Raw genomic sequence first — 21,421 nt, 5'->3', positions numbered from 1 at the left:
TGGGTTAGCGAATGGCGGAGAGATTCCGCCTGCGCCTGCGAACCACAGCAATTCGAACACCAATGTTCCAGGCCAAACGCACACTGAAATATCCGAGTATCGACAAAGTCACCATCAGTGCGGGCAAACCAACCGCCAGCGAAGGGCCCATAGACAACATCCAGTCCACCATCGCGTGGGTGGAATCACCCCACGCTGACCAGTTCCATTGCGGCAAGGGCTGCATATTGGCCTCGCCAATTTCCCCTAATAAAAACTGTCCGTAAGCAACAGCGATCAAATACAGCGGCACAATGGTGAGCGGGTTGGTGTACAAGGTAACCGCAAAGGCCACCGGCAAATTGACTTTGGCAACCAACACCCAAATGAGAGAGCCAAAAATTTGAAAGGGTCCGGGAATTAGCCCACAGAACAAACCCGCAGCCACCCCGCCCGCAATGCTTTTTCGATTCAACGCCCAAATATTGGGATGCCCGAGGAAGCGCTTGAACGGCCGAGCCCAAGGCAAACGCTCGAAGTGGTCGACAGTGGGAAGGTACTTGCGAATTTTCCGACGAAACATGGCAAACTTTAAAGTATGTGGACCGACACGCACCTTCATCTTGATGCTTCTGAATACGACAGCGATCGCCTCGCGGTGGTTCAACGTGCGCGTGAATTGCATGTTACCCGGTTTGTATTGCCCGCCGTGGGCGCTTTCAATTTTGATGAGGTAAAAAGCCTGGCTCACAGCATCCCGGGTGCAGTGTATTGCCTAGGTATACACCCCATGTTTGTCGACAAAGCCAAAGAAGAAGACCTGCTGACTTTAAAGCAAAAAATTCAGGCCTCGATCGACGACTCAAAATTCGCGGGTTTGGGAGAGATAGGACTCGATGGCTTTGTGCCTGGCTTGAACTGGGACAAACAGGTTCAATTTTTTCATGCACAGCTCAAATTGGCCCGTGATTTCGATGTGCCGGTAGTGATGCATGTTCGCAAAGCGCAAGACCCCGTTTTAAAAGGCCTTCGAATTTACAAACCACGCAGCGGCATTGCCCACGCATTCAACGGCAGCTTTCAGCAAGCGGATCATTTTCTGAACTTGAACATGTGTCTTGGATTTGGCGGTGCCAGTACCTTTACTCGGGCACTACAGTTGCGTAGATTGGCCGCCAAACTGCCAGAAGACGCCATGGTACTTGAAACTGATGGGCCAGACATTGCGCCGGAGTGGATCAACAAACAACGCAATGCGCCCGAACATTTGCCAAGAATTGCAGAAACAATCGCTGAACTGCGTCAGTCAAGCGTGGAAGTACTCTCCAGGCAAACACAATTGAACGCGCAGCGGGTTTTGCCCGCCCTGGCCCTTCATGGCTAACCAAAGGCATCACCCGGTCGTGTTCATCATTGGTGAACGTACGCGCATTGGTGCACGCTTGCAAAACTGCGTCCACATCAAATTCAAGTTGTGCCTTCCCTGCCGCTGTTCACCACAGCCTACCTGCTTAGCCTTTTGCTGTTTCACGGCCAAGCCACGCTGCCATGGATTTGGAGCATGGCCTTTGACACTTTCGGCGAAAAAAGCGTCATTTTATTCGCTTGGTCGGCAGTTTTCCTGTTGTTGGGTATTCGGGGCGGAGTCAGTCGACAAGCCACTGAAAAACTAGGCTGGTTCATTCTGGGTTTTGCGATGGCGCAGCTTTGTACAGGCATTCAGGCCGCCGCACATCAACAAGCGCAAGTGCCCCTGGCCTGCAACAAGCAAACCATTCAATCTGAATTTCGGCTTCTTGAAAAAGCGTTTCGCGACAACAACGCACAAACCTGGTTGATCGAACACACGCCGCGAGACCATGCGGTTGCGACACAATGCCTGGTCACAGGTGCACGCTTGCAAAATTTTGTCGAAACGGTATCTACGTATCGAGCGCTTCAGCCAGGCGAGTATTTTCGGGCAACCGTTCGCATCAAATCGCCCAAGGCGCCTTTGCAACTGGAAGGTTTTGATGTTCATCGCCACTGGTTTGCCAACCGAATTGCGGGCACAGCTCAATTCAAAAGCAAGCTTGAACAACTGCCTGAACAAACCACATTGAACCCGCTGGTCTGGATGGAACGGGCACGCCTACAGATTGCAGGCACGATCGTCACTGCTTTACAAAGCCACCCTGAGCAAGCCTTGGTGCTAGCAATGGTGGTGGGTGATCAAGGCCTGATCAGCCCAGAGGATCGGGAAATGTTCAGCGCCACTGGCATTGCACATTTGGTTGCCATTTCCGGTTTGCACATTACCCTGTTCGCCATGCTTGCAGGCAAACTTTTCGGCGCGCTTTGGCGTCGATCAACCCGGTTGTGCCTTCGCGTACCGGCCCCTTTGGCAGGTAGCGCATTTGGATTGCTGTTTGCAGTGTTGTACGGCCTGGTTGCAGGCTGGGGAGTGCCAGCCCAACGCACGGTGTTCATGTTGTTTGCGTTGTTTGTTGGGCAAGTACGTGGTGGCATGCAAAGCAGTTGGGACACCTTTTTTCTCGCCTTGTTTTTAACCCTTGCCTTTGACAACTGGGCTGTGCTGGATACGGGCTTCATTCTCTCTTTCGGTGCCGTGGCAGTCCTTATTTTCGTGACACAGGGACACTACCACTTCATCAAACCGAAGCATGAATTCATCGCCAACGCAGTGAAAGCCCAATACACGGTGACCATCGGATTGGTACTGCCCTGCGCGATGCTGTTTAACCAGCAGTCGCTGATCAGCCCCTTGGCCAATGCCCTGTCCATTCCATGGATGAGTTTCGTGAGCACGCCACTGGCTCTGCTCGGTGGGCTTACACAGCAGCCCGTGTTGCTTTGGCTTGCGGGCAACAGTCTTTCGCTGCAACGCGAGTGGCTTGTGTTCTTCAATGAATTGAGTTGGGCCACTTTGCCGATACACAACCAGCCATGGTGGGTCAATGGCTTGGTGGGCTTGGGTTGCTTGATTTTGATTCTGCCGGCGGGGCTGATTCCAAGGTGGACAGGAATCACGCTGATTGCCCTGCTTCTACTTCCACCGCCAAGGCCCGAACACCATGATTTCTGGATGACCTTGATGGACGTCGGTCAAGGTACGGCCATCAGCATTCAAACCCAAAACCATCTGCTGATTTACGATGCAGGCCCTGCGTTCAACGCGCGCGCTGATTCGGCCCGGCGTGTAGTGCTGCCCTGGATGGCAGCGCATGGTTATCGGCGGGCCGATATGTTCATGCTGTCGCATGATGATGCAGACCATTCAGGCGGCGCGCCCCTGCTGCTACAAAAGGCACCGCCCGTACAGTTCGCGTCCTCGATCAACAAACAACACAGCTTAAACCTGCTCGCGCAAACCCTGAAAAGCGACACAGCGCAATGCCACGTGCTCAAGCCATGGACCTGGGATGGCGTCACATTCACACCAATCGGGCTTGATACGCCCGCACATTCACACCAAAAATTATTGGCCAAGAACAATCAAAGTTGCGTGTTAAAAGTCAGCAATGCGAATCACAGTGTGCTGCTGACCGGCGACATTGAAGCGATTTCAGAAATAGCATTGCTAACCCAACACGGTGCAAATGCCTTGAAATCACGTGTTCTGATTGTGCCGCATCATGGCTCCAAAACCTCCTCCACCATGCCCTTTCTTCAAGCCGTGCGGCCTGAATATGCACTGATACAAGCAGGCTGGGAGAACCAGTTTGGTCACCCGCACAAGGCCGTGATTGAACGATACGAAGCCATGGGCGTCCAATGGTCGAATACCGCCCAAAATGGTGCAATGAAATGGAGGTTTAAGCACCTGGACTTCCAACCCGAAGTGGACAATGCACACGCGCTACGTCAGCGTTACTGGCACATGCACGAAAGCGGTGCAAAAGGTCGTTAAGACTGTTAACTTTATGGCTGTGCGCGACACAATCAGCCTGCATGCGCTTGGCATGCTTCTTGTTACTTCAAGACTACACAGAACAGGAATAATCAACTTATGTCATCAACACCCTTCGACGAAATGTACACGCCAAGCGGTGAAGTTCGCCCGCATTATCAGGACTTTTCGCGTTGGCTTGAGATGCAATCCTCTGAAAAATTGCAGAACAAGCGTGCGGAAGCCGACCTTATTTTCAGAAGGGTCGGAATTACCTTTGCCGTGTACGGCGAAGAATCTGGTACCGAAAGGTTAATTCCATTCGATATTGTGCCGCGGGTAATTAAAGCGTCTGAATGGAAAACACTTGAAGCAGGCTTGCGCCAGCGTGTTCAAGCCTTGAACATGTTTTTGAAAGACATCTACAACGAACAAAAAATACTGGGCACGGGGCTTATTCCGCCTGAACAGATTTTCAACAACGAACAATACCGCCCGGAAATGCAGGGTGTGAAAGTGGCAGGCGACATCTACGCCCACATTGCGGGCGTTGATGTAGTGCGTGCCGGTGAGGGTGAGTTTTACGTACTCGAGGACAACCTGCGCGTACCGTCAGGCGTTAGCTACATGCTCGAAAACCGGAAAATGATGATGCGCCTGTTTCCGGAACTGTTTGCACGCAATCGCGTGGCCCCGGTTGAACATTATCCCGACAATCTGCTTGAAAACCTGCGTTCGGTTTCACCCCAAAACAGCAGCGACCCCACCGTGGTGTTACTGACACCGGGCATGTACAACTCGGCCTATTTCGAACATGCATTTCTGGCTCAACAAATGGGCATTGAACTGGTGGAAGGCAAAGACATGTTTGTGGATGAAGAAGTGCTTTACATGCGCACTACACAAGGTCCCAAACGTGTTGATGTTATTTACCGCAGGCTGGATGACGATTTTCTTGACCCACTGGCATTCCGCGAAGATTCACAACTTGGCGTGCCCGGTCTGCTTTCTGTTTACCGGGCAGGCAATGTGACCCTTGCCAATGCAATTGGTACCGGTGTGGCCGACGACAAATCGATTTACCCCTATGTGCCCGACATGATTCGTTTTTATTTGAGCGAAGAACCCATTATTCAAAACGTACCTACCTGGCAATGCCGAAAACCAGATCAGTTGAAAGAAGTATTGGCCAAACTACCCGAGTTGGTTGTAAAAGAAGTGCACGGCGCAGGCGGCTACGGCATGTTGGTGGGCCCGGCATCTACCAAGGCGCAAATTGAAGACTTTCGCCAGAAGCTGATTGCAGACCCTGCAAAATTCATTGCCCAACCCACACTGGCATTGTCAACCTGCCCAACTTTTGTAGAACAGGGCTTGGCCCCCCGCCACATTGATCTTCGGCCGTTTGTATTGTCGGGCAGCAAAGTCAGCCTGATCCCTGGTGGACTAAGCCGGGTGGCACTGCGAGAAGGATCGCTTGTGGTGAATAGCAGCCAGGGCGGCGGCACCAAAGACACCTGGGTACTGGAACGATAAGGAGCAAACACCATGCTGAGTAGAACTGCTGACCATTTGTTCTGGATGGCCCGTTACATTGAACGCGCCGAGAACACCGCCCGCATGCTTGATGTGAATGTGCAAACCGCCCTGCTTCCGCAAGATCCTGAGAATGCAGAACAAGGCTGGCGAGCCATGCTGTCGATTTGTGAACTGACCGAAGCATTTGCAAAAAAACACGATGAGGTCAGCGCAGAGGCCGTGATCGACTTCATGGTAAAAGACCCCAACAACCCCTCCAGCATTTACTGCTGCCTTCAAGGTGCCCGCGAGAATGCACGTGCCGTGCGTGGTGCGTTGACCACCGAAGTTTGGGAAACCAACAACACCACATGGCTTGAACTAAAGAAAGTATTGGCTGACGGCACGGTTGAACGCGACCCCTCTGAGTTCTTTGAGTGGGTGAAATTTCGCAGTCATTTGTCCCGTGGTGTCACCATTGGCACCATGTTGAAAGACGATGCATTCCGGTTCATTCGCTTGGGTACGTTTCTGGAACGTGCAGACAACACCGCACGATTGTTGGATGTGAAGTTTCACAGCATGCCTTTTAGCCCCTTGGCCAATTTGAGCACTGCTGACCCCCATGCCGATTATTACCACTGGGCCGCCATTTTGCGCTCGGTGTCTGCTTTTGAAACTTACCGAAAGGTATACCGGGATGTAATCACGCCCGACCGCGTTGCTGAATTGCTGATCCTGCGCGACGACATGCCACGCTCTCTGTTGGCTTCATTGAATGAAGTGTGTGCCAACCTTGAAATGATTCGGAACGATTACTCGGCCAACACCGAACGGCGTGCTGGCAAGCTGCGCGCTGAGCTGTTGTACAGCCAAATCGACGACATTTTGCAAATGGGTTTGCACGCCTACCTCACCAACTTTCTTGAACGAGTCAATGATTTGGGCAACCGGATCAGCAAAGATTTCCTGGTGCCACTTGAGGCATGAAACTGCGCATTCAACACCACACCACCTACCGCTACACCTGGCCCGTGCTGTACAGCATTCAGCACGTGCGCCTTACCCCGCAACAGGACATCAAACAACGCATTCTTGACTGGAAAATAAGAACACCAGCCAAACACCACAGCGCCTGCGATCACCATGGCAATGCAGTGCACACATTCTCGGTGAACCAGCAACACCGGGAGCTGACTGTGCAGTCCCATGGCCATGTTGAAATTGATTCGCTCGATGATGGCTACACCCCACATCAATCCTTTTCACTTCACCCTTTGGTCTACACACCTACCACGCAGCTTACGCAATTCAACGATGAAATGCGCGAATTCGCAAGCTTCGTCGCTGACACTCACATTCCGTTTGCCCATCGAATACTCACCCTGGCGCATGCAGTGGCGGACCGAGTTGTGTACACCAAAGGCAGTACCACTGTGGCAGACTCGGCGATGCAGGCATTTGAAAATGGACAAGGTGTTTGCCAGGACCATTCTCATGTGATGCTGGCGTGCCTGCGTGCACACGGCATTCCTGCGCGATACGTGAGCGGCTACTTTTTCAATCCCAATGTGGAGCAGCACGACAGCCACGCCTGGGTCGAAGTGTTCGATGAAAACCGCCAGCAGTGGCTGGGGGTGGATGCAACGCACAAATCGTTGGTGCAGGGCAATCACTGCCGCCTGGCAGTGGCCAAAGACTTCACAGGTGCCTCTCCAATTCGTGGCATTCGCACCGGGGGTGGGCAAGAGACCCTTGACGTGCAAGTAACCATTGAACGGGTTGGCTAGATCACTCGCTGGTTTTTTTATAGACTGATTGGCTTGGGTTCGCATCTCTCGTCGTTCTTGATCGCCCACTCGGCTTGGGTTCCGATCTCTCGCCAGAAAACCTGTATTTCCCTTTTTGATATTCACCCTGACTCACCTCGCTCGGCAAAAGGGCGAGCCGAGTCTCGGTGCCGGCCTAAGGCCGACCGTGGCAGGTGAATTCAAACGGGCAGGTTTTCTTGAAGGCGAGGCGATCGAAACACCTCCGCCGATTGGGCGCTAAACACAGCTGCGAGTTGCGTGGTGGTGGCAGAGCGTTGACCGGGTGACTTGAAGCTGAACTTGCAGATGGGCGCACTCTGCGGGTTTGAGCCAACTCGGCAGTGGGATTGCTTGGGGCGCACTTCAAGAAAACCGCCCCGTTTGAGTGGATTCGCGGCGGTCGGCTTCATGCCGATACCGAGACTCGGCCCGCACTTTTGCCGAGCTCGGTGAGCAAGAATCAATTCAAAAAGGGATCAAGCGGTTTTCTGTGCGGAACAGGTAACCCATGCCGAGTTGGTAAAAAAACGCGACGCTTACTGCGCCACCCACCCGCCGTCCATGTTCCACGCCACGCCCCGCACTTCCTGCGCATCATCGGAACACAAAAACACCACCAAACCACCCAACTGCTCTGGCGTTACAAACTCTTGCGAAGGTTGTTTTTCACTCAACAAACCTACTTTCGCTTCTTCAACAGAGACACCTTCCCGCACCGCACGTGCATCCACCTGTGCCTGCACCAAGGGTGTTAGTACCCAGCCTGGGCACACCGCGTTACAGGTAATGCCTGTTTTTGCATTCTCCAAAGCGACTACCTTGGTCAGCCCCACGATACCGTGCTTGGCTGCGACATAGGCCGACTTGTTGGCCGAGGCCACCAAACCATGGGCCGACGCAATATTCACAATTCGCCCCCAGTTGCGTGCCTGCATTCCCGGCAACACCAAGCGAGTGGTGTGAAATGCCGCACTTAGATTGATGGCGATTACCGCATCCCATTTGGCAGGATCAAAACTTTCAACCGGGGACACATGCTGAATACCTGCGTTGTTTACCAGCACATCCACTTGGCCAAACAACTGCTCAGTGCTTTTTACCAGGTCTTCCACTTCGGCCACTTTGGTTAAATCGGCACCGTGGTAACCCACCTTCACACCGTACGCTGCAACGCTTTGTTTGGCCGCTTCAATTTGCTCTGGTGTGCCAAAACCATTCAACATCACATTCACACCCTTGGCCGCCAAACGCTGGGCGATGCCCAAACCGATACCACTGGTTGAGCCGGTGACCAACGCATTCATGTTCTTAAAATCCACGGATGAACCTCTTTCGATAATGAAACTCTGAAATACTGATTAAAACAATTTAATGGAGGGTATTGAACAATGCTGACAGCGCGCTTGCACACGGTTCAATGGTTAAGTCCACATGGTTTACACAAATTAGCCTACCGCGAATGGGGCGATCCCGACAACCCACATGTGTTGTTGTGTGTTCATGGCCTAACCCGCAGCAGTGCTGATTTTGAAACAATGGCCCAGGACCTTGGAAAAGACCTGCGCGTGGTTGCTGCCGACATGCCCGGTCGGGGAGCATCCGATTGGCTGTCCGATGCTGCCCTGTACGGCGTGCCCACCTACGTAAATGCCTGCGTGGCCCTGGTCGCCCGCTTGAATGCCGGTACGCTGGATTGGTTTGGCACTTCCATGGGCGGCCTGATCGGCATGGCTTACACAAGCTTGCCCAATAATCCCATTCGAAAACTGATACTGAACGATGTCGGCCCGAGCCTGAACTTTAGCGCGCTGCAGCGCATTGGCGACTACGTGGGGAAACCCGTTGAATTTCAAACACTTCAAGAGGCAAGGCAATACATTCGCACCATATCGCAACCTTTTGGTCCCCACACTGAATCGCAATGGAATGAGTTGTGCGACTCGGTACTGCTCGAAAAAAACGGACATTGGCAACCCCACTATGACCCAGCGATCGGCCAGGCGTTTCAAAACCTGTCAGAATCCACCACCTTGCTGCATGAAACAGCCCTGTGGGCTGCATTTGACGCCATCAAGGCCGACACATTGGTGGTGCGCGGAGAACATTCTGATCTTCTGTCAAAACAGACCGTGGCGGAAATGAGTCAACGTGGTCCCAAGCCACGCGTTATCGAGGTGCACGGCGTTGGTCATGCCCCTACTTTCATGCAGAACGAGCAAATTAATATTGTTCGCGATTTTTTGTTTTAAACTGGTCTTAACGAATCCACCCAAATACACATGGTTTCAGTTTCATCAACACTGGGCTCCGAGAAAAAAGGCAGCGCTTCTGCGCCAGCCCTGGTGTTGTTGAACAAATTTGACGCGGCCCGAGTCGAAGAAGCACTGAATTACGCAAGGCTTCACGCGGCTGACCATATTCTGGACACCCAAGAACCCGCTATTCAACACATGTTGGCTGTGGCCGACCTGTTGGCGGAGTTGCGTGCCGATGCCAACACCCGCATTGCAGGTGCCTTGGGGCCACTGGTGTTTTTTGACAAACACCTTGAAAGCCAAATGGAGAAAAAGTTTGGTGATGAGGTGGGCCGCATGCTGGCCAGCCTGCGCAAGCTTTTCAAAATGCGATCCATGGTAGGGCCCAGCGCCACGCGCACCACCATTGAAACCCTGCGGTGGGCCGACCAAATTGAAACCTTGCGCAAAATGTTGCTGGCCATGTCCACTGACATTCGCGTCATCATGATCCGTTTGTGTTCCCGGCTCCAAACCTTGAGGCACTTCACCAGCCACGAGGACATCAAAAACGAGAAAGGCCCTCTGTGGCCTTATGCGGTGTCGCATGCGCAGGAAACCCTCGATCTCTACGCCCCCCTGGCCAACCGGTTGGGGCTGTGGCAGTTGAAGTGGGAACTCGAAGATTTGTCGTTCCGCATCTTGCAACCCAACACGTACAAAAACGTGGCCAAGATGCTGGATGAAAAGCGCGTCGAACGTGAAGCATTCATTGAATCGGCCATGGCCAGCATCAAGGAAAATTTGTTGCTGGCTGGTATTCATTGTGAAATCAGCGGGCGTCCAAAACACATTTACAGCATCTGGAACAAGATGCGCGGTAAAGGCATTAGCTTCGACAAGCTGTACGACGTGCGCGCATGCCGTGTGATTGTAGACACAGTCGATGACTGCTACACCGCATTGGGGATTGTTCACAATTTGTGGACACCCATACCTGAAGAATTCGACGACTACATCAGCAAGCCCAAACCGAATGGCTACCAAAGCCTGCACACCGTGGTACAGGACGAAACAGGCAAAACGCTGGAAGTGCAAATTCGCACAGAAGCCATGCACCAGTTTGCTGAATATGGTGTGGCGGCGCACTGGCGCTACAAAGAATCGGGCAAGGACGGCTACACCGGCGAAAGCCGGGCAGAGGGCCAGTTTGAAGAGCGCATTGCCTTGTTGCGCCAACTGTTGGCCTGGCAAAAAGACGTCACCGACACCATGGGTGAAGCCAGCGACTGGGCGCAGGAAATGAAAACCAGCGCGCTGAACGATCGCGTGTATGTATTCACACCGCAAGCCAAAGTGGTTGAATTGCCCACTGGCAGCACGCCACTGGATTTCGCCTACCACGTGCACACCGAATTGGGCCATCGTTGCCGCGGTGCCAAGGTCAACGGGCAAATGGTGCAACTGAACACGCCCCTGGACAATGGCCAAACGGTTGAAATTGTGAGTGCTCGCGGCGATGCGGCCACCGGTCCCTCGCGCGACTGGCTGAACCCCACGCAAAAGTACCTGATCAGCCACCGTGCTCGTCAAAAGGTAAAGCAGTGGTTCGCCCAGCAAGAACGCAAGGAAACACTTGAACGCGGCCGTGCGATTGCCGAGCGTGAACTGCAACGCATCGGGCAGACCGCACAAAACCTGGAACTGCTAGCCCAGAAGTTGGGGTACGAAAAACCCGATGATTTGTATGTGGCCTTGGCCCGAGAGGAAATACGGCCCCGCGCCATTGAAAACGCATTGCGCGCCGACCTGCAACCCGCCGGACCTTTGTCCGAGGAAGAACAGGTTGAAATACTCAACAAACGCAAACCGGGCTCTTCTGGTAACTCCGCAGGCAAGGAATCGGGTGTGCTGGTGGTGGGTGTCAGCACACTAATGACCAACCTGGCGCGATGCTGCCGCCCTGCCCCACCCGATCCGATTATTGGTTTTGTTACCCGCGGCAAAGGTGTGTCTATTCACCGGCTGGGTTGTTCCAACCTGGCCGAGGTGATGCGCCGCCAACCCGAACGGCTGATTGAAACCACTTGGGGAGAGTCCTCGGGTTTGCACTACCCCGTGGACATTGCAGTAACCGCGAACGACAGGCAGGGTTTGTTGCGCGACATCACAGAAGTATTTTCAAAAGACAAAATCAACGTGATTGGCGTACAAACTGAAACCCAACGCGGCATTGCCAAAATGCAATTCACCGCCGAGGTAAGCAGCGGTGAGCAGTTGCGTGGGGCACTGACTCACCTGCTGGAAATCAACGGGGTGTTTGAAGTACGGCGGCGTTAGTACCCACAATGCCAATCCGATAAATCATCAGGGCTTATTACCCTCAGGAGAAGGCAAACCTTGCTTGGGTGCGGGTGCTGGTTGCATTGCTTTGATGTCCGCCTTTTTCGGGAAAAAACGACAACATTTCTCAGCGACTTCCCTGGATTGTTTCAAACGACCGTCAATATGAGCATACATACCGCCGCAAACGGCAGTTGGAATTAATGCCGTAATGCCCAGTGAACCGCTAACACTGCCGACTATAGTCCCCGCATTGCTGCATGTCATGGATGAAAGCAAACCAACACCCATCAATGCCGCCGCGAGGTAACCACTGACTTGATAACACTTTTTGAGTGTTGCCAAAGGCTTTGTTTTCTCAATTGAATCAATCGACGCCTTTTCCTGTGTGATGCAATCCTCATAATTCAAACCCTCTGCATAGGAATCCAGAATGCCTGACTTACAAATCGAGTCGTAATCGTAAGGCTCCGGTACGGTTGGCTGGTCAGCCGATTGCAGCAAACGCCGGTCATTCGGGAAACTCCGAACACCAGCGGCCTGTGCGCCACCAGACAAAGCGAGCGCTAAAACACCCGCGGCTTTGACCAAATGCAACAGACTCGGAGAACGAGCCGATCGACTTTGAGCCGTATGACTACGGGCGTCAACAGACGATTGAGAAGATATATTCACGCTTGAAACTGCGGTCATTTGGATGTCCTTTAACTAGGTAAAAAGGACTCCTCGGTAACGTTTTGTTTTAACGTAGTTCCATTTAATTTAATCAATCAAACAGGATTGCTTGAAACAGGTTCGCTCTGCTCCACAAAACTGGCCGCAAGTGTACTCAACAAATAATTCTGTGAATTCATTCGACGTGCGCCTGTCGGCTTTCGGCGGACATAATTGCCGTTGGAGTCCATGGTCCACGCCAAAATGTTGTCCGCCAGTAAAGCCTTCAAACCCTCATCAATTACCCGCTTCTTCAATTTTTTGTCGGTCACTGGCACTGCCAGCTCCACGCGCCGGAAGAAGTTTCGGTCCATCCAGTCCGCGCTGGAAATGTACACCTCTTCTTCACCATCGTTGCTGAAGTAAAATACGCGGCTGTGCTCCAGCAAACGGCCAACCACTGAACGCACGGTAATGTTGTCGCTCAAGCCCGGTACGCCTGGGCGCAGCGCACAAACTCCCCGAACAATCAGATCAATTTTCACCCCAGCCTGTGATGCGGCGTACAGTTCATTGATCAAGTGCGGCTCCAGCAAGGCATTCATGCGTGCCATGATTCTGCTCTTTTTGCCGGCCTTGGCCAGTTCGGCTTCTTTGCGCACTGCAATCACCACATTGCTGTGCAGGTTGAATGGTGAATTCCATATTTTGTTCAGTTTGCGGGCACGGCCCAAACCCGTCAGGTGATTGAACACCTCGTGCACGTCGTGGCCCAGCGATTCATCGCAGGAAAACAAGCCGAAGTCGGTGTACAAACGTGCCGTTTTTGGGTGGTAATTGCCTGTACCCAAATGGACATAACGGCGCAGCATCACCTTGCCAGTTTCAGTTTTTTCACGGCGAACCACCATCAACATTTTCGCGTGTGTTTTCTGGCCAACCACGCCATACACAACGTGTGCACCCACGCGCTCCAGCTTCGAGGCCCAGTTGATGTTGGCTTCTTCATCGAAACGGGCCATCAGCTCTAACACCACTGTCACTTCCTTGCCACTGCGCGCGGCAGCCAACAGGCTGTCCATCAGTACCGATTCAGTGCCGGTGCGGTAAATGGTTTGCTTGATCGCGACCACATCGGGGTCGGTCGCTGCTTTTTTGATGAATTCCAGCACTGGGCTGAAACTTTGATAGGGGTGGTGCAACAGCACATCACCTTTTTGAATCGCCTTGAATATATCGGGCTGCTTCACCAGCGCGTCGGGGCGACCCGGAGCAAATGGCGTAAATTTCAAATCGGGACGATCCACCCAATCGGGCAACTGCATCAGCCGAACAAGATTCACGGGGCCGTTGACCCTGTAGAGGGCCTGTTCGGGCAGTCCAAACTCTTTCAACAAGCGGGCAGTCATGTCGGGCGAAGTTTGATCGCTGACTTCCAGACGTACCGCATCCCCAAAGTGTCGTTGCGACAATTCACCCTGCAAAGCCACACGCAAGTTGGTGATTTCTTCTTCGTCCACATACAAGTCGCTGTTTCGGGTGACACGGAACTGATACACACCATGCACCTCCATGCCCGGGAACAGTTCTGGAATAAAGGCTTGCAAAATTGAGGTCAACATCACAAAACCATGCTGGTAACCAGACAGGTTTGATGGCATTCGAACCAGACGTGGCAAAGCCCTGGGTGCCTGCACAATCGCCACATTCGATGCGCGCCCGAATGCGTCATGACCCGTCAATTCAACGGCAAAGTTCAGGGATTTGTTCAGCACTCGCGGAAACGGATGAGCTGGGTCAAGCCCGATGGGCGTCAACACCGGCAATACTTCGTGCCTGAAATATTGGCGGGCCCAATGGGCCTGCTCTTCATTCCAGGTGGCCAGGGTCATCAGGGCAATGCCCTCGTCCCGCATGGCTGGTAACACCGATTCATTGAGCAAACGGTACTGCTGTTCTACAATTTCTTGCGAGACAGTGGATACCTTGTGCAGGGTTTCAAGTGCGCTGAGGCCATCCTTGTCCATGAACTCAGGGTTTTGACGAATCTGCTCTTGCAAACCCGACACCCGAATCTCAAAAAATTCATCCATGTTACTGGACACAATACACAAGTACTTCAAACGCTCCAGCAAAGGCACGCTTTGGTCTTCTGCCATGGCCAAAACCCGGCGGTTAAACGCCAAAACACCCAACTCGCGATTTAAATACAGTTCTTTGTTCGGTGCTACATCAGAGACAGCGGCAACTTTCAAGCAATACTCCATGTATAAGTGAAACTCTTCAAATGTTATTTCAAAATTGTGACAAACATTTGAAAGTGGTCAAATGACCACAAACAAAGCCAGTGTGCTGCATTTGTGGCATCCTAGCGCCTGACCTGAAACACAGAACAAACAATGTCCAAGCAACGCCAGTTGATTGCAGCCGTAGACATGGGTTCAAGCAGCTTTCGCATGATTGTTGCACGCGTAGAAGAACTCAACGGTCAATCTCAAATTTACATCATCGACACCCTGCGCGAACCCGTCCGCTTGGGTGCGGGCCTAAACGCCCAAAAGTACCTGGACGATGCATCCCAAGAACGCGCCCTGGGTGCACTGAGCCGCTTTGGAGAACGCCTGCGCTCTTTCAAACCCGGAGAGGTACGCGCGGTGGCCACCAACGCGGTACGCGTGGCTCGCAATGCTGTGGAATTTATCGGCAAGGCCGAGGCGGCCTTGGGCTTCCCGATTGACGTCATTTCAGGCGTGGAAGAAGCCCGCTTGGTTTACTGCGGCGTGGCCCATCAGTTGCCAATCGGTCAGGGCAAACGCCTGGTGGTCGACATCGGTGGTGGCTCTACAGAATTCATCATCGGTGAAGACTATGAACCCGAGGCCATGGAGAGTTTGTACATTGGCTGTGTCAGCACGGCACAACAGTACTTCGCTGACGGCAGTATCAGCCCCCGCGCCATGAAAAACGCGGTGATGGCAGCCCGCAAGGAAGTGGCTGTGCTGCGCCGCCAGATGCTGGACATGGGCTGGACCCACGCTATTGGTTCTTCAGGCACAGCAAGGGCTTTGGCTGAAATATGTGTATCCAACGGATTTACGCAACATGGCATGTCTGCCGAGGGTTTGCACTTGATTCGCGAACATGTTTCAGCCGCAGGCCACCTCGACAACATCACCCTTGAGGGATTGAAAGTAGATCGCCTGCCCATGATGCCTGGCGGCCTGGCTGTGATGAGTGCAGTATTTGAAGAACTTGAAATCGAGCACATGGATGTGACTGACGGCGCGCTGCGCCAAGGTTTGCTCTATGACATGTTGGGCCGCCAGCACAACGAAGACATGCGCGAAATTACAGTGGCCCAGTTTCTTCACCGCTACAAAATTGACAGCAAACATGCCGGCAAAGTCAAAGTACTTGCCGAGTTGTTGTTCAAGCAACTGATGAAGCAACTGCCCGAGTTGAAAGAACAACTGCCCATGCTGCATTGGGCAGCCATGTTGCATGAAATTGGCTTGTCGATTGGTCACAACGGCCACCACAAACATGCGGCATACATTCTCAGCAATGCGGACATGCCCGGGTTTTCAAAACGGGAACAACAGCTGCTATCCACTTGGGTATTGGCCCACAACGGGAAACTGGGCAAGGTCAGCGACCTTGCCAATACCGCTGTACATTGGGCTGCGCCCATGTGCTTGCGCCTTGCCGCGCTTTTTTTGCGCCGCCGGGAAGTCGAGGCTTTGCCAGAGCTCAAGGTGAAACTGCTTGAACAAGGCATTCAAATGAGCGTGCCGAAAAACTGGCTGATCACCCACCCCTTGACGCAATACAGCCTTGAAACCGAGGTTGAACAGTGGCAACGAATCGGGCTGCAACTTGAATTATTGACCCGACGCTAGGCCGGGCCCTTCAAACCCGCCTAGATGAAGCCGAAGTGCCTGGCGTAACGTGGGCTCATGCGGTCAATCGACAACAACATCATGAAATCAGCGGTGTTGAAATCGGGATCCCAGGCTGGCTCGCCACACACCACTGCGCCAAGGCGCAAGTAACCCTTCACCAAGGGTGGTGGTTCAATTTCCACATCGCAACGCAAGCGTTCCACTGGCAAGCGGTTCTTGGGGAATACCTGGCAACTGGCTTCGGCCAGGTGCGGCTCAAGCTGCTTGAACAGGCTGGCAGCCTGGTGGCCACCGTCCCGCAGGCTCACACTGGCGCAACCAATCAGGTGTTTGTAACCGCCCAATTTCATGTATTGCGCAATACCGCTCCACAACAACATGATGGCCGCGCCATTGCGGTAATCGGGGTGTACGCAGGAGCGGCCCACTTCCACCGTTGTTTTGCGAAGCCGTTCAATGCGATTCATGAAAAACTCGGTTTCAGAGTACCAGCACTTCAAGCGCGCCGCATTTTCTGGCGCGAGAATGCGGTAGGTACCCACCACCTCGCCGGTTTGGCTGTTTCTTACAAGAAGGTGATCACAGTAGGCATCAAACACATCATGATCAATCCCGTTACTACCCAGATCTGCACCATATTCTTCAGAAAAAATATTGAAACGTAGTTTTTGGGCTTCCAGCACCTCAGCAGCTGTTTTGGCCAGACAAACCTCCAACGAAGGGGCCTGTGCACGCGCGGGCGTGCTTAGGTACAAGGCATTTCTCAAGGCATCTTGCTTGGTGACATCGTGCTTGATCGCTTCCATCCAAGGGTCCATTTGTCATTTCGATGACACGAAATGTACGGACTGCATGTGACAGAGCTATAAAAGAAATATGAAGAAAAGGTGACTGAACTGAAAATGTTGCTTGACAAGCCTGAGGAAAAGCCTAAACTGACTTCAGCAAAAAAAATTTGGCGCTACTTCAGGTCAGTTCAATTCAGGCAAACCGCTTAAGCAATAGTTCTGTTTCTCGAATTTCACCCAGTTTTTTAGCTATTTTGTTCAATTCAGAAATCCAGGATATTGCTATGTCTGATACCGTAACCGGTCAAGTTAAATTTTTCAACGAATCCAAAGGCTTTGGCTTCATTTCCCGTGAAAACGGTCCTGACGTGTTCGTACACTTCAGCGCCATTCAGGGCAACGGCTTCAAAACCTTGGCTGAAGGCCAGAAAGTGTCTTTCACTGTGACTCAAGGTCAGAAAGGCCCACAAGCTGAAAACGTAACAGCGCTGTAATACTCGCGCCTACGTGAAAAAGCCGCCCCAGGGCGGCTTTTTTTATGCCCACTGCACGGCTTTTCTCTTGCTTCCAGACAATTCTAGGGGCCGTGCCACATTGCCATTCCACCCTTCGATATAGCAAGCGCCTTTTGCAGCACCCATCAAAATAGCGGCAGGTATAGCCACCACCAGCATTTGTGCAGCCGTGCTGATAATGGAAATTCCCAAGCTGAAAGACCCAAGCGGTATGTTTAGCGGAAACTTCAATTTGGTTCCTGCCTCGGGCCCGCCGAAAGCCACTCCATTGCCAGCTGCGAGAGAAAGTATCAAGAACGCATCGACAGCGGCCCAGATCGAACTGGCGATTGCCCTGCCAATGCTAAAGCTGGTTACACGGGAGTTGGGCCGTTTCAGCGCGGCCTCGGTGATGTATCCCGCCAGCTTGGCGATTGGGCGAGTCAGTTGGTAGTTAAGAGACAACAATACACCGTGGTTAAAAACCCGCAAGCCCTCTGAGAACCTGGCCAAGCCACGGGTTAAAGGCCCATATTGGTGCGCGTTGTTCAGCATGTTCTCTGCGCTGTAACGCAGTCCTGTCGCTGGGTGCTTCAACACAGAGCCTGAATCCTGTGTGTCTTTCCGTGCACAAGCAAGCACGTTGAGCAAATTACCAGTCCCCTTCAAAACAAGTTTTCGAAAACTTTCTGCCCCACTTTCAATGTGATGGCGCATGTCCTTGAAATTGTCATGTGGATCAGCATGAATGGCAGAATGCTCAATCAGATTGGTCAAAGCGAGAAAATGATTCTCACGGGCCAACAGTTCGGCTTTGTCAGACTTGGGATTCAGAAAACGGCCTTGCGTGCTGCCCGAGGGGCTAAATTCTGTCAGATAAGACCCAATCGTCTTTTCAATGGCCTGCTTGATTTGCACTTCATTTTGTCTGCCATGAACATCGTTCAACAAACGATCCAGAAGAATTGGAGTTCCCTCGGCCGTGCGATGGTTCTGCCCAATTTTTTGCCGCAAAGCCCTTGAAAGCACAGCAACCGCACCGGGTTTGTTGTTCACGTCGTTGAGCAACAGATAAATTCGGTGAAGGTGCTTGTCCTTGTTGAACTGAATCAGGTTTGTTATCGCACTGCTCAATTTCGATTTGGAACCGACCATGCAACTGCTTGCCCCCAAGGCCAGCGATACCAAAGCAGACACCGCGGATATGGCACTGAAGCTGCAAGCCAGCGCGCGCATGTCGGTTTGCAAAGCCTGTTTCACATTGTTGAAGGCCCTGTGCATGCCTTCAGTGAATACCCCGCGGGAGAAGAGCGCAACAATGCCCGCGACCACGGGCAATACCGCAAGAACACGCAATTGGCTTGTAAATGATTTGTCATCGCGCTTTGGCGTGAACAATATTTTGCTGACCTTGAGCAACAACCCGGTGGGTGCTGCGCCCAGTTCGGTAACCCCATTGGCGTAATGGGCCCATCTGGAGAGCTTGACTGCGCGTTGATCCTGTTTGGACAAACCAAACCGTGGATCACGCAGCTGCGGATTAAACCGCAAATTGTCTTGCCGGTAAAAACGCGCCTTGACCAAAGGGCTGTCTGAGACATTCTCCGGTTTACCCTCGACTGCGCATTTGTAATGTTCCGAGAAAAGTGCCGCCGACACCCGCTGGCTGCTTTCATAAGCCGCCCGGTGGTAGCGCTGGTCTGCATTGTTGCCCTCAACCCAGGCCCTTAGCCTGGATTGCCAGCCTGTGCGAACCAGTTGCCCATTGCCAAGCGATTTGTAATTCGCCTTGCGAATGGTGTGGGCCCGGCAATTTGGCAAAGAGAAATTGTCTGTCGCGGGCGTGTATTTTAATTCAACAGGCGCAACTGCGTGTGTATGGGTTAAAACCAATGGTGGAGAACCAGCCATTACAACTTCCTTTGCTTGAATTCAAGACAAGGACTGACAGTGTTTTTTTATTAAGGTGACACGAATCAAGTCAGCTGGCAAAAACCAGAGCTCTCACTCCCTCACACGAGGGATAAAACATCATTCAAATTACGACCGGTGGCCATGGGTTCCACGTCCAGCCTTTCCAAAGGCAAACCGGCGCGGTTCACCCACAGCGTTGGAAGACCAAACCAGGTGGCTCCGCACGCGTCCCAGCAATTGCTGGAAACAAACAGGGTTTCCGAGGCCTTTGCGCCGAAGTGATTCAAACCCATTTGATACACAGCACTGTGAATTTTGAAAGTTTGCAGTGCATCGACTGACAACACCGCATCCAGCAAGCCCTGAAAGTTGGCACCACGCACGGCCACATTCAACATCTCCGTATTGCCATTGGACAGAATCGCAGTTTTGATGCCGCGGCTTTTCAATGCCTGCAACACTGCCCTGTTTTCAGGGTACGCAGCCAGGCTTGAGTACACATTCAGCAGCCGACGTTGCCGCTCCTCCGTCAAATCGAGCTTGAGTGCCTCGCAGGCATAACGCAAGGCATCAATAGTGATGTCCCAAAAAGGCTTGTAGCGCCCCGCCATGGCGCGCAGGCGGGTGTATTCAATTTGTTTATCACGCCACAACACCGAGAGGGCCGAGCCGTGCCCGGGGAAAATCTGCTCGGCAGTGCTTGACACAGAATACACATCGAACAAGGTGCCATAGGCATCAAAAAGAACCAATTTTGGAGTCGCCATTCCTTACACCTCGCCCTACAGATTGAGTAGTCTTTAGTTTATTGAATAAAACCACCATACTCTTCCAATTAATTGAAGACATTTTTACTTTTTAAGCAAAAGCATGGACCACTTTAAACAAATCACGACCTTTGCTGCGGTGGCGACCAAAGGCAGCCTTTCTGCTGCTGCCAGAGAAGAAGGTGTGGCACCAGCCGTCATTAGCAGGCGCCTGGATGCGCTGGAAGAGCGACTGGGGGTCAAGCTCTTGCTTCGCACAACCCGGACCTTGAACCTGACCTATGAAGGCTCGGCGTTTCTCGAGGACTGTCAGCGAATATTGAACGACCTGTCCAACGCCGAGGCCAGTGTCAGCCTGGGCGGCATCAAGGCCAGCGGGCACCTTCGCGTGTCTGCACCTGGCGGGTTCGGTAGGCAGCATGTGGCACCTCTGGTGCATGACTTTGTACGTGAGCACCCTGAAGTAACCGTGTCACTGGATCTGTCAGACCGGGTTGTTGATTTGTTGAATGAAAACATGGACTGCGCTGTAAGAATTGGGGTGCTGCCCGACTCCAGCCTGGTGGGTGTGAAACTGGCTGACAACCAGCGGCTGGTGGTTGCCACGCCCACCTACCTTCAACGGCACGGCAGGCCGCAGCATCCAAGTGACCTGGCCAATCACAACTGCCTGAACCTGGTGAGCTCGGGCGCCCCGAGTGGCTGGCTGTTTACCATTCAGGGTGAAGCCACTCCAATCAGGGTGAGCGGCAGCCTTGCATGCAATGACGGTTCGTCCATTCTCGATTGGGCCTTGAACGATGCGGGCCTGGCCTGGCGCAGCCGCTGGGAAGTACAACAACACCTGCGCAGTGGCAAGTTGGTAACCGTGCTGGACGATTTTATTGCGCCACCCAATGCAATTTACGCGGTGTTCCCCCAAAGGAAGCACCTGCCCTTGCGCGTGCGCTTGTGGATCGATTTTCTCAAGCACCGCTACAGCATTGACTCTTACTGGAATACCTGAAACTTGAGTGCAATAAACCGCGAAAAGGCCCCTTTAATCCACAAATTGATGCGCAGGCAGGTGTAACAAAATAGCTGTGGGGTGATATGCCCCGAACAATCAGCTCTACTTTTTCCACTTGC

The 21,421-nt window shown here is 52.7% G+C and carries 17 protein-coding genes; 10 read left to right on the top strand and 7 right to left on the bottom strand.

Annotation, left to right across the window (positions count from 1 at the left end; translation table 11 throughout):
* Positions 1-4 precede the first annotated feature (4 nt).
* Entirely contained in the window at positions 5-562 is a 558-nt protein-coding gene (locus HKT17_RS05205; RefSeq protein WP_171098355.1) for a DUF2062 domain-containing protein, read from the bottom strand.
* A 15-nt stretch (positions 563-577) separates the two neighbouring features.
* Between HKT17_RS05205 and HKT17_RS05200 the strand changes: the two genes are divergently transcribed.
* The 5 genes from HKT17_RS05200 to HKT17_RS05180 all read left to right on the top strand — a co-directional run bounded on the left by HKT17_RS05200 (position 578) and on the right by HKT17_RS05180 (position 7,176).
* Positions 578-1,363, top strand: coding sequence for a TatD family hydrolase (locus HKT17_RS05200; RefSeq protein WP_171098353.1), 786 nt, complete (start codon positions 578-580; stop codon positions 1,361-1,363).
* Positions 1,364-1,453: 90 nt separating this feature from the next.
* Positions 1,454-3,889, top strand: a complete 2,436-nt coding sequence (locus HKT17_RS05195; RefSeq protein WP_171098351.1) for a DNA internalization-related competence protein ComEC/Rec2 — start codon at positions 1,454-1,456, stop codon at positions 3,887-3,889.
* Positions 3,890-3,988: 99 nt separating this feature from the next.
* Positions 3,989-5,404, top strand: a complete 1,416-nt coding sequence (locus HKT17_RS05190; protein WP_105028653.1) for a circularly permuted type 2 ATP-grasp protein — start codon at positions 3,989-3,991, stop codon at positions 5,402-5,404.
* Between the two features lie 12 nt (positions 5,405-5,416).
* Complete coding sequence (locus HKT17_RS05185; protein WP_105028652.1) at positions 5,417-6,376, top strand: alpha-E domain-containing protein; 960 nt, start codon at positions 5,417-5,419, stop codon at positions 6,374-6,376.
* On the top strand, positions 6,373-7,176 hold the full coding sequence (locus HKT17_RS05180; protein ID WP_171098349.1) for a transglutaminase family protein: 804 nt from the start codon (positions 6,373-6,375) through the stop codon (positions 7,174-7,176). Before HKT17_RS05185 ends, HKT17_RS05180 begins: the two co-directional genes overlap by 4 nt.
* Before the next feature lie 557 nt (positions 7,177-7,733).
* Here the strand turns inward: HKT17_RS05180 and HKT17_RS05175 are convergent.
* On the bottom strand, positions 7,734-8,501 hold the full coding sequence (locus HKT17_RS05175; protein ID WP_105028650.1) for a 3-hydroxybutyrate dehydrogenase: 768 nt from the start codon (positions 8,499-8,501) through the stop codon (positions 7,734-7,736).
* 84 nt (positions 8,502-8,585) lie between these two features.
* Between HKT17_RS05175 and HKT17_RS05170 the strand changes: the two genes are divergently transcribed.
* Both HKT17_RS05170 and HKT17_RS05165 read left to right on the top strand, forming a co-directional pair.
* Positions 8,586-9,446 (top strand): alpha/beta fold hydrolase, encoded by an 861-nt coding sequence (locus HKT17_RS05170; RefSeq protein ID WP_171098347.1) that lies wholly within the window; start codon positions 8,586-8,588, stop codon positions 9,444-9,446.
* Between the two features lie 30 nt (positions 9,447-9,476).
* The gene (locus HKT17_RS05165; protein WP_105028649.1) at positions 9,477-11,771 is read left to right on the top strand and encodes a RelA/SpoT family protein; all 2,295 of its coding nucleotides are present in this window, start codon (positions 9,477-9,479) and stop codon (positions 11,769-11,771) included.
* A 27-nt stretch (positions 11,772-11,798) separates the two neighbouring features.
* On the opposite strand, the gene HKT17_RS05160 is transcribed toward HKT17_RS05165, so the two are convergent.
* Both HKT17_RS05160 and ppk1 read right to left on the bottom strand, forming a co-directional pair.
* Positions 11,799-12,467, bottom strand: coding sequence for a hypothetical protein (locus tag HKT17_RS05160; RefSeq protein WP_171098344.1), 669 nt, complete (start codon positions 12,465-12,467; stop codon positions 11,799-11,801).
* A gap of 77 nt (positions 12,468-12,544) precedes the next feature.
* Positions 12,545-14,683 (bottom strand): polyphosphate kinase 1, encoded by a 2,139-nt coding sequence (gene ppk1 / locus HKT17_RS05155; protein WP_240965906.1) that lies wholly within the window; start codon positions 14,681-14,683, stop codon positions 12,545-12,547.
* A gap of 144 nt (positions 14,684-14,827) precedes the next feature.
* Between ppk1 and ppx the strand changes: the two genes are divergently transcribed.
* Positions 14,828-16,327: an exopolyphosphatase gene (gene ppx, locus HKT17_RS05150; protein WP_171098340.1), complete on the top strand. Its 1,500-nt coding sequence runs from the start codon at positions 14,828-14,830 to the stop codon at positions 16,325-16,327.
* 20 nt (positions 16,328-16,347) lie between these two features.
* On the opposite strand, the gene HKT17_RS05145 is transcribed toward ppx, so the two are convergent.
* Complete coding sequence (locus tag HKT17_RS05145) at positions 16,348-17,148, bottom strand: GNAT family N-acetyltransferase (protein ID WP_008251854.1); 801 nt, start codon at positions 17,146-17,148, stop codon at positions 16,348-16,350.
* A gap of 254 nt (positions 17,149-17,402) precedes the next feature.
* Here HKT17_RS05145 and HKT17_RS05140 point away from each other — a divergent pair, with 254 nt between their 5' ends.
* A complete protein-coding gene (locus HKT17_RS05140) occupies positions 17,403-17,612 on the top strand; it encodes a cold-shock protein (RefSeq protein ID WP_008251850.1) in 210 nt (69 codons plus the stop codon).
* A 42-nt stretch (positions 17,613-17,654) separates the two neighbouring features.
* On the opposite strand, the gene HKT17_RS05135 is transcribed toward HKT17_RS05140, so the two are convergent.
* Entirely contained in the window at positions 17,655-19,523 is a 1,869-nt protein-coding gene (locus tag HKT17_RS05135; protein ID WP_171098339.1) for a hypothetical protein, read from the bottom strand.
* 101 nt (positions 19,524-19,624) lie between these two features.
* Positions 19,625-20,293, bottom strand: a complete 669-nt coding sequence (locus HKT17_RS05130; protein ID WP_105028644.1) for a haloacid dehalogenase type II — start codon at positions 20,291-20,293, stop codon at positions 19,625-19,627.
* 103 nt (positions 20,294-20,396) lie between these two features.
* On the opposite strand from HKT17_RS05130, the gene HKT17_RS05125 reads away from it, so the two are divergent.
* Positions 20,397-21,299, top strand: a complete 903-nt coding sequence (locus HKT17_RS05125; RefSeq protein WP_105028643.1) for a LysR family transcriptional regulator — start codon at positions 20,397-20,399, stop codon at positions 21,297-21,299.
* Positions 21,300-21,421: the final 122 nt, after the last annotated feature.

The organism is Limnobacter sp. SAORIC-580, from assembly GCF_013004065.1.
GTDB classification, from domain to species: Bacteria; Pseudomonadota; Gammaproteobacteria; order Burkholderiales; family Burkholderiaceae_B; genus Limnobacter; species Limnobacter profundi.
This window is presented reverse-complemented; position numbering and strand designations above follow the sequence as displayed.

Excerpts from the sequence above, each read along its gene's own strand:
- HKT17_RS05130 (WP_105028644.1), bottom strand. The coding sequence starts at position 20,293 with ATGGCGACTCCAAAATTGGTTCTTTTTGATGCCTATGGCACCTTGTTC.
- HKT17_RS05205 (WP_171098355.1), bottom strand. The coding sequence starts at position 562 with ATGTTTCGTCGGAAAATTCGCAAGTACCTTCCCACTGTCGACCACTTC.
- HKT17_RS05175 (WP_105028650.1), bottom strand. The coding sequence starts at position 8,501 with ATGAATGCGTTGGTCACCGGCTCAACCAGTGGTATCGGTTTGGGCATC.
- HKT17_RS05170 (WP_171098347.1), top strand. The coding sequence starts at position 8,586 with ATGCTGACAGCGCGCTTGCACACGGTTCAATGGTTAAGTCCACATGGT.
- HKT17_RS05165 (WP_105028649.1), top strand. The coding sequence starts at position 9,477 with ATGGTTTCAGTTTCATCAACACTGGGCTCCGAGAAAAAAGGCAGCGCT.
- HKT17_RS05125 (WP_105028643.1), top strand. The coding sequence starts at position 20,397 with ATGGACCACTTTAAACAAATCACGACCTTTGCTGCGGTGGCGACCAAA.
- HKT17_RS05160 (WP_171098344.1), bottom strand. The coding sequence starts at position 12,467 with ATGACCGCAGTTTCAAGCGTGAATATATCTTCTCAATCGTCTGTTGAC.
- HKT17_RS05145 (WP_008251854.1), bottom strand. The coding sequence starts at position 17,148 with ATGGACCCTTGGATGGAAGCGATCAAGCACGATGTCACCAAGCAAGAT.
- HKT17_RS05200 (WP_171098353.1), top strand. The coding sequence starts at position 578 with ATGTGGACCGACACGCACCTTCATCTTGATGCTTCTGAATACGACAGC.
- HKT17_RS05190 (WP_105028653.1), top strand. The coding sequence starts at position 3,989 with ATGTCATCAACACCCTTCGACGAAATGTACACGCCAAGCGGTGAAGTT.
- ppx (WP_171098340.1), top strand. The coding sequence starts at position 14,828 with ATGTCCAAGCAACGCCAGTTGATTGCAGCCGTAGACATGGGTTCAAGC.
- HKT17_RS05135 (WP_171098339.1), bottom strand. The coding sequence starts at position 19,523 with ATGGCTGGTTCTCCACCATTGGTTTTAACCCATACACACGCAGTTGCG.
- HKT17_RS05140 (WP_008251850.1), top strand. The coding sequence starts at position 17,403 with ATGTCTGATACCGTAACCGGTCAAGTTAAATTTTTCAACGAATCCAAA.
- HKT17_RS05180 (WP_171098349.1), top strand. The coding sequence starts at position 6,373 with ATGAAACTGCGCATTCAACACCACACCACCTACCGCTACACCTGGCCC.
- HKT17_RS05185 (WP_105028652.1), top strand. The coding sequence starts at position 5,417 with ATGCTGAGTAGAACTGCTGACCATTTGTTCTGGATGGCCCGTTACATT.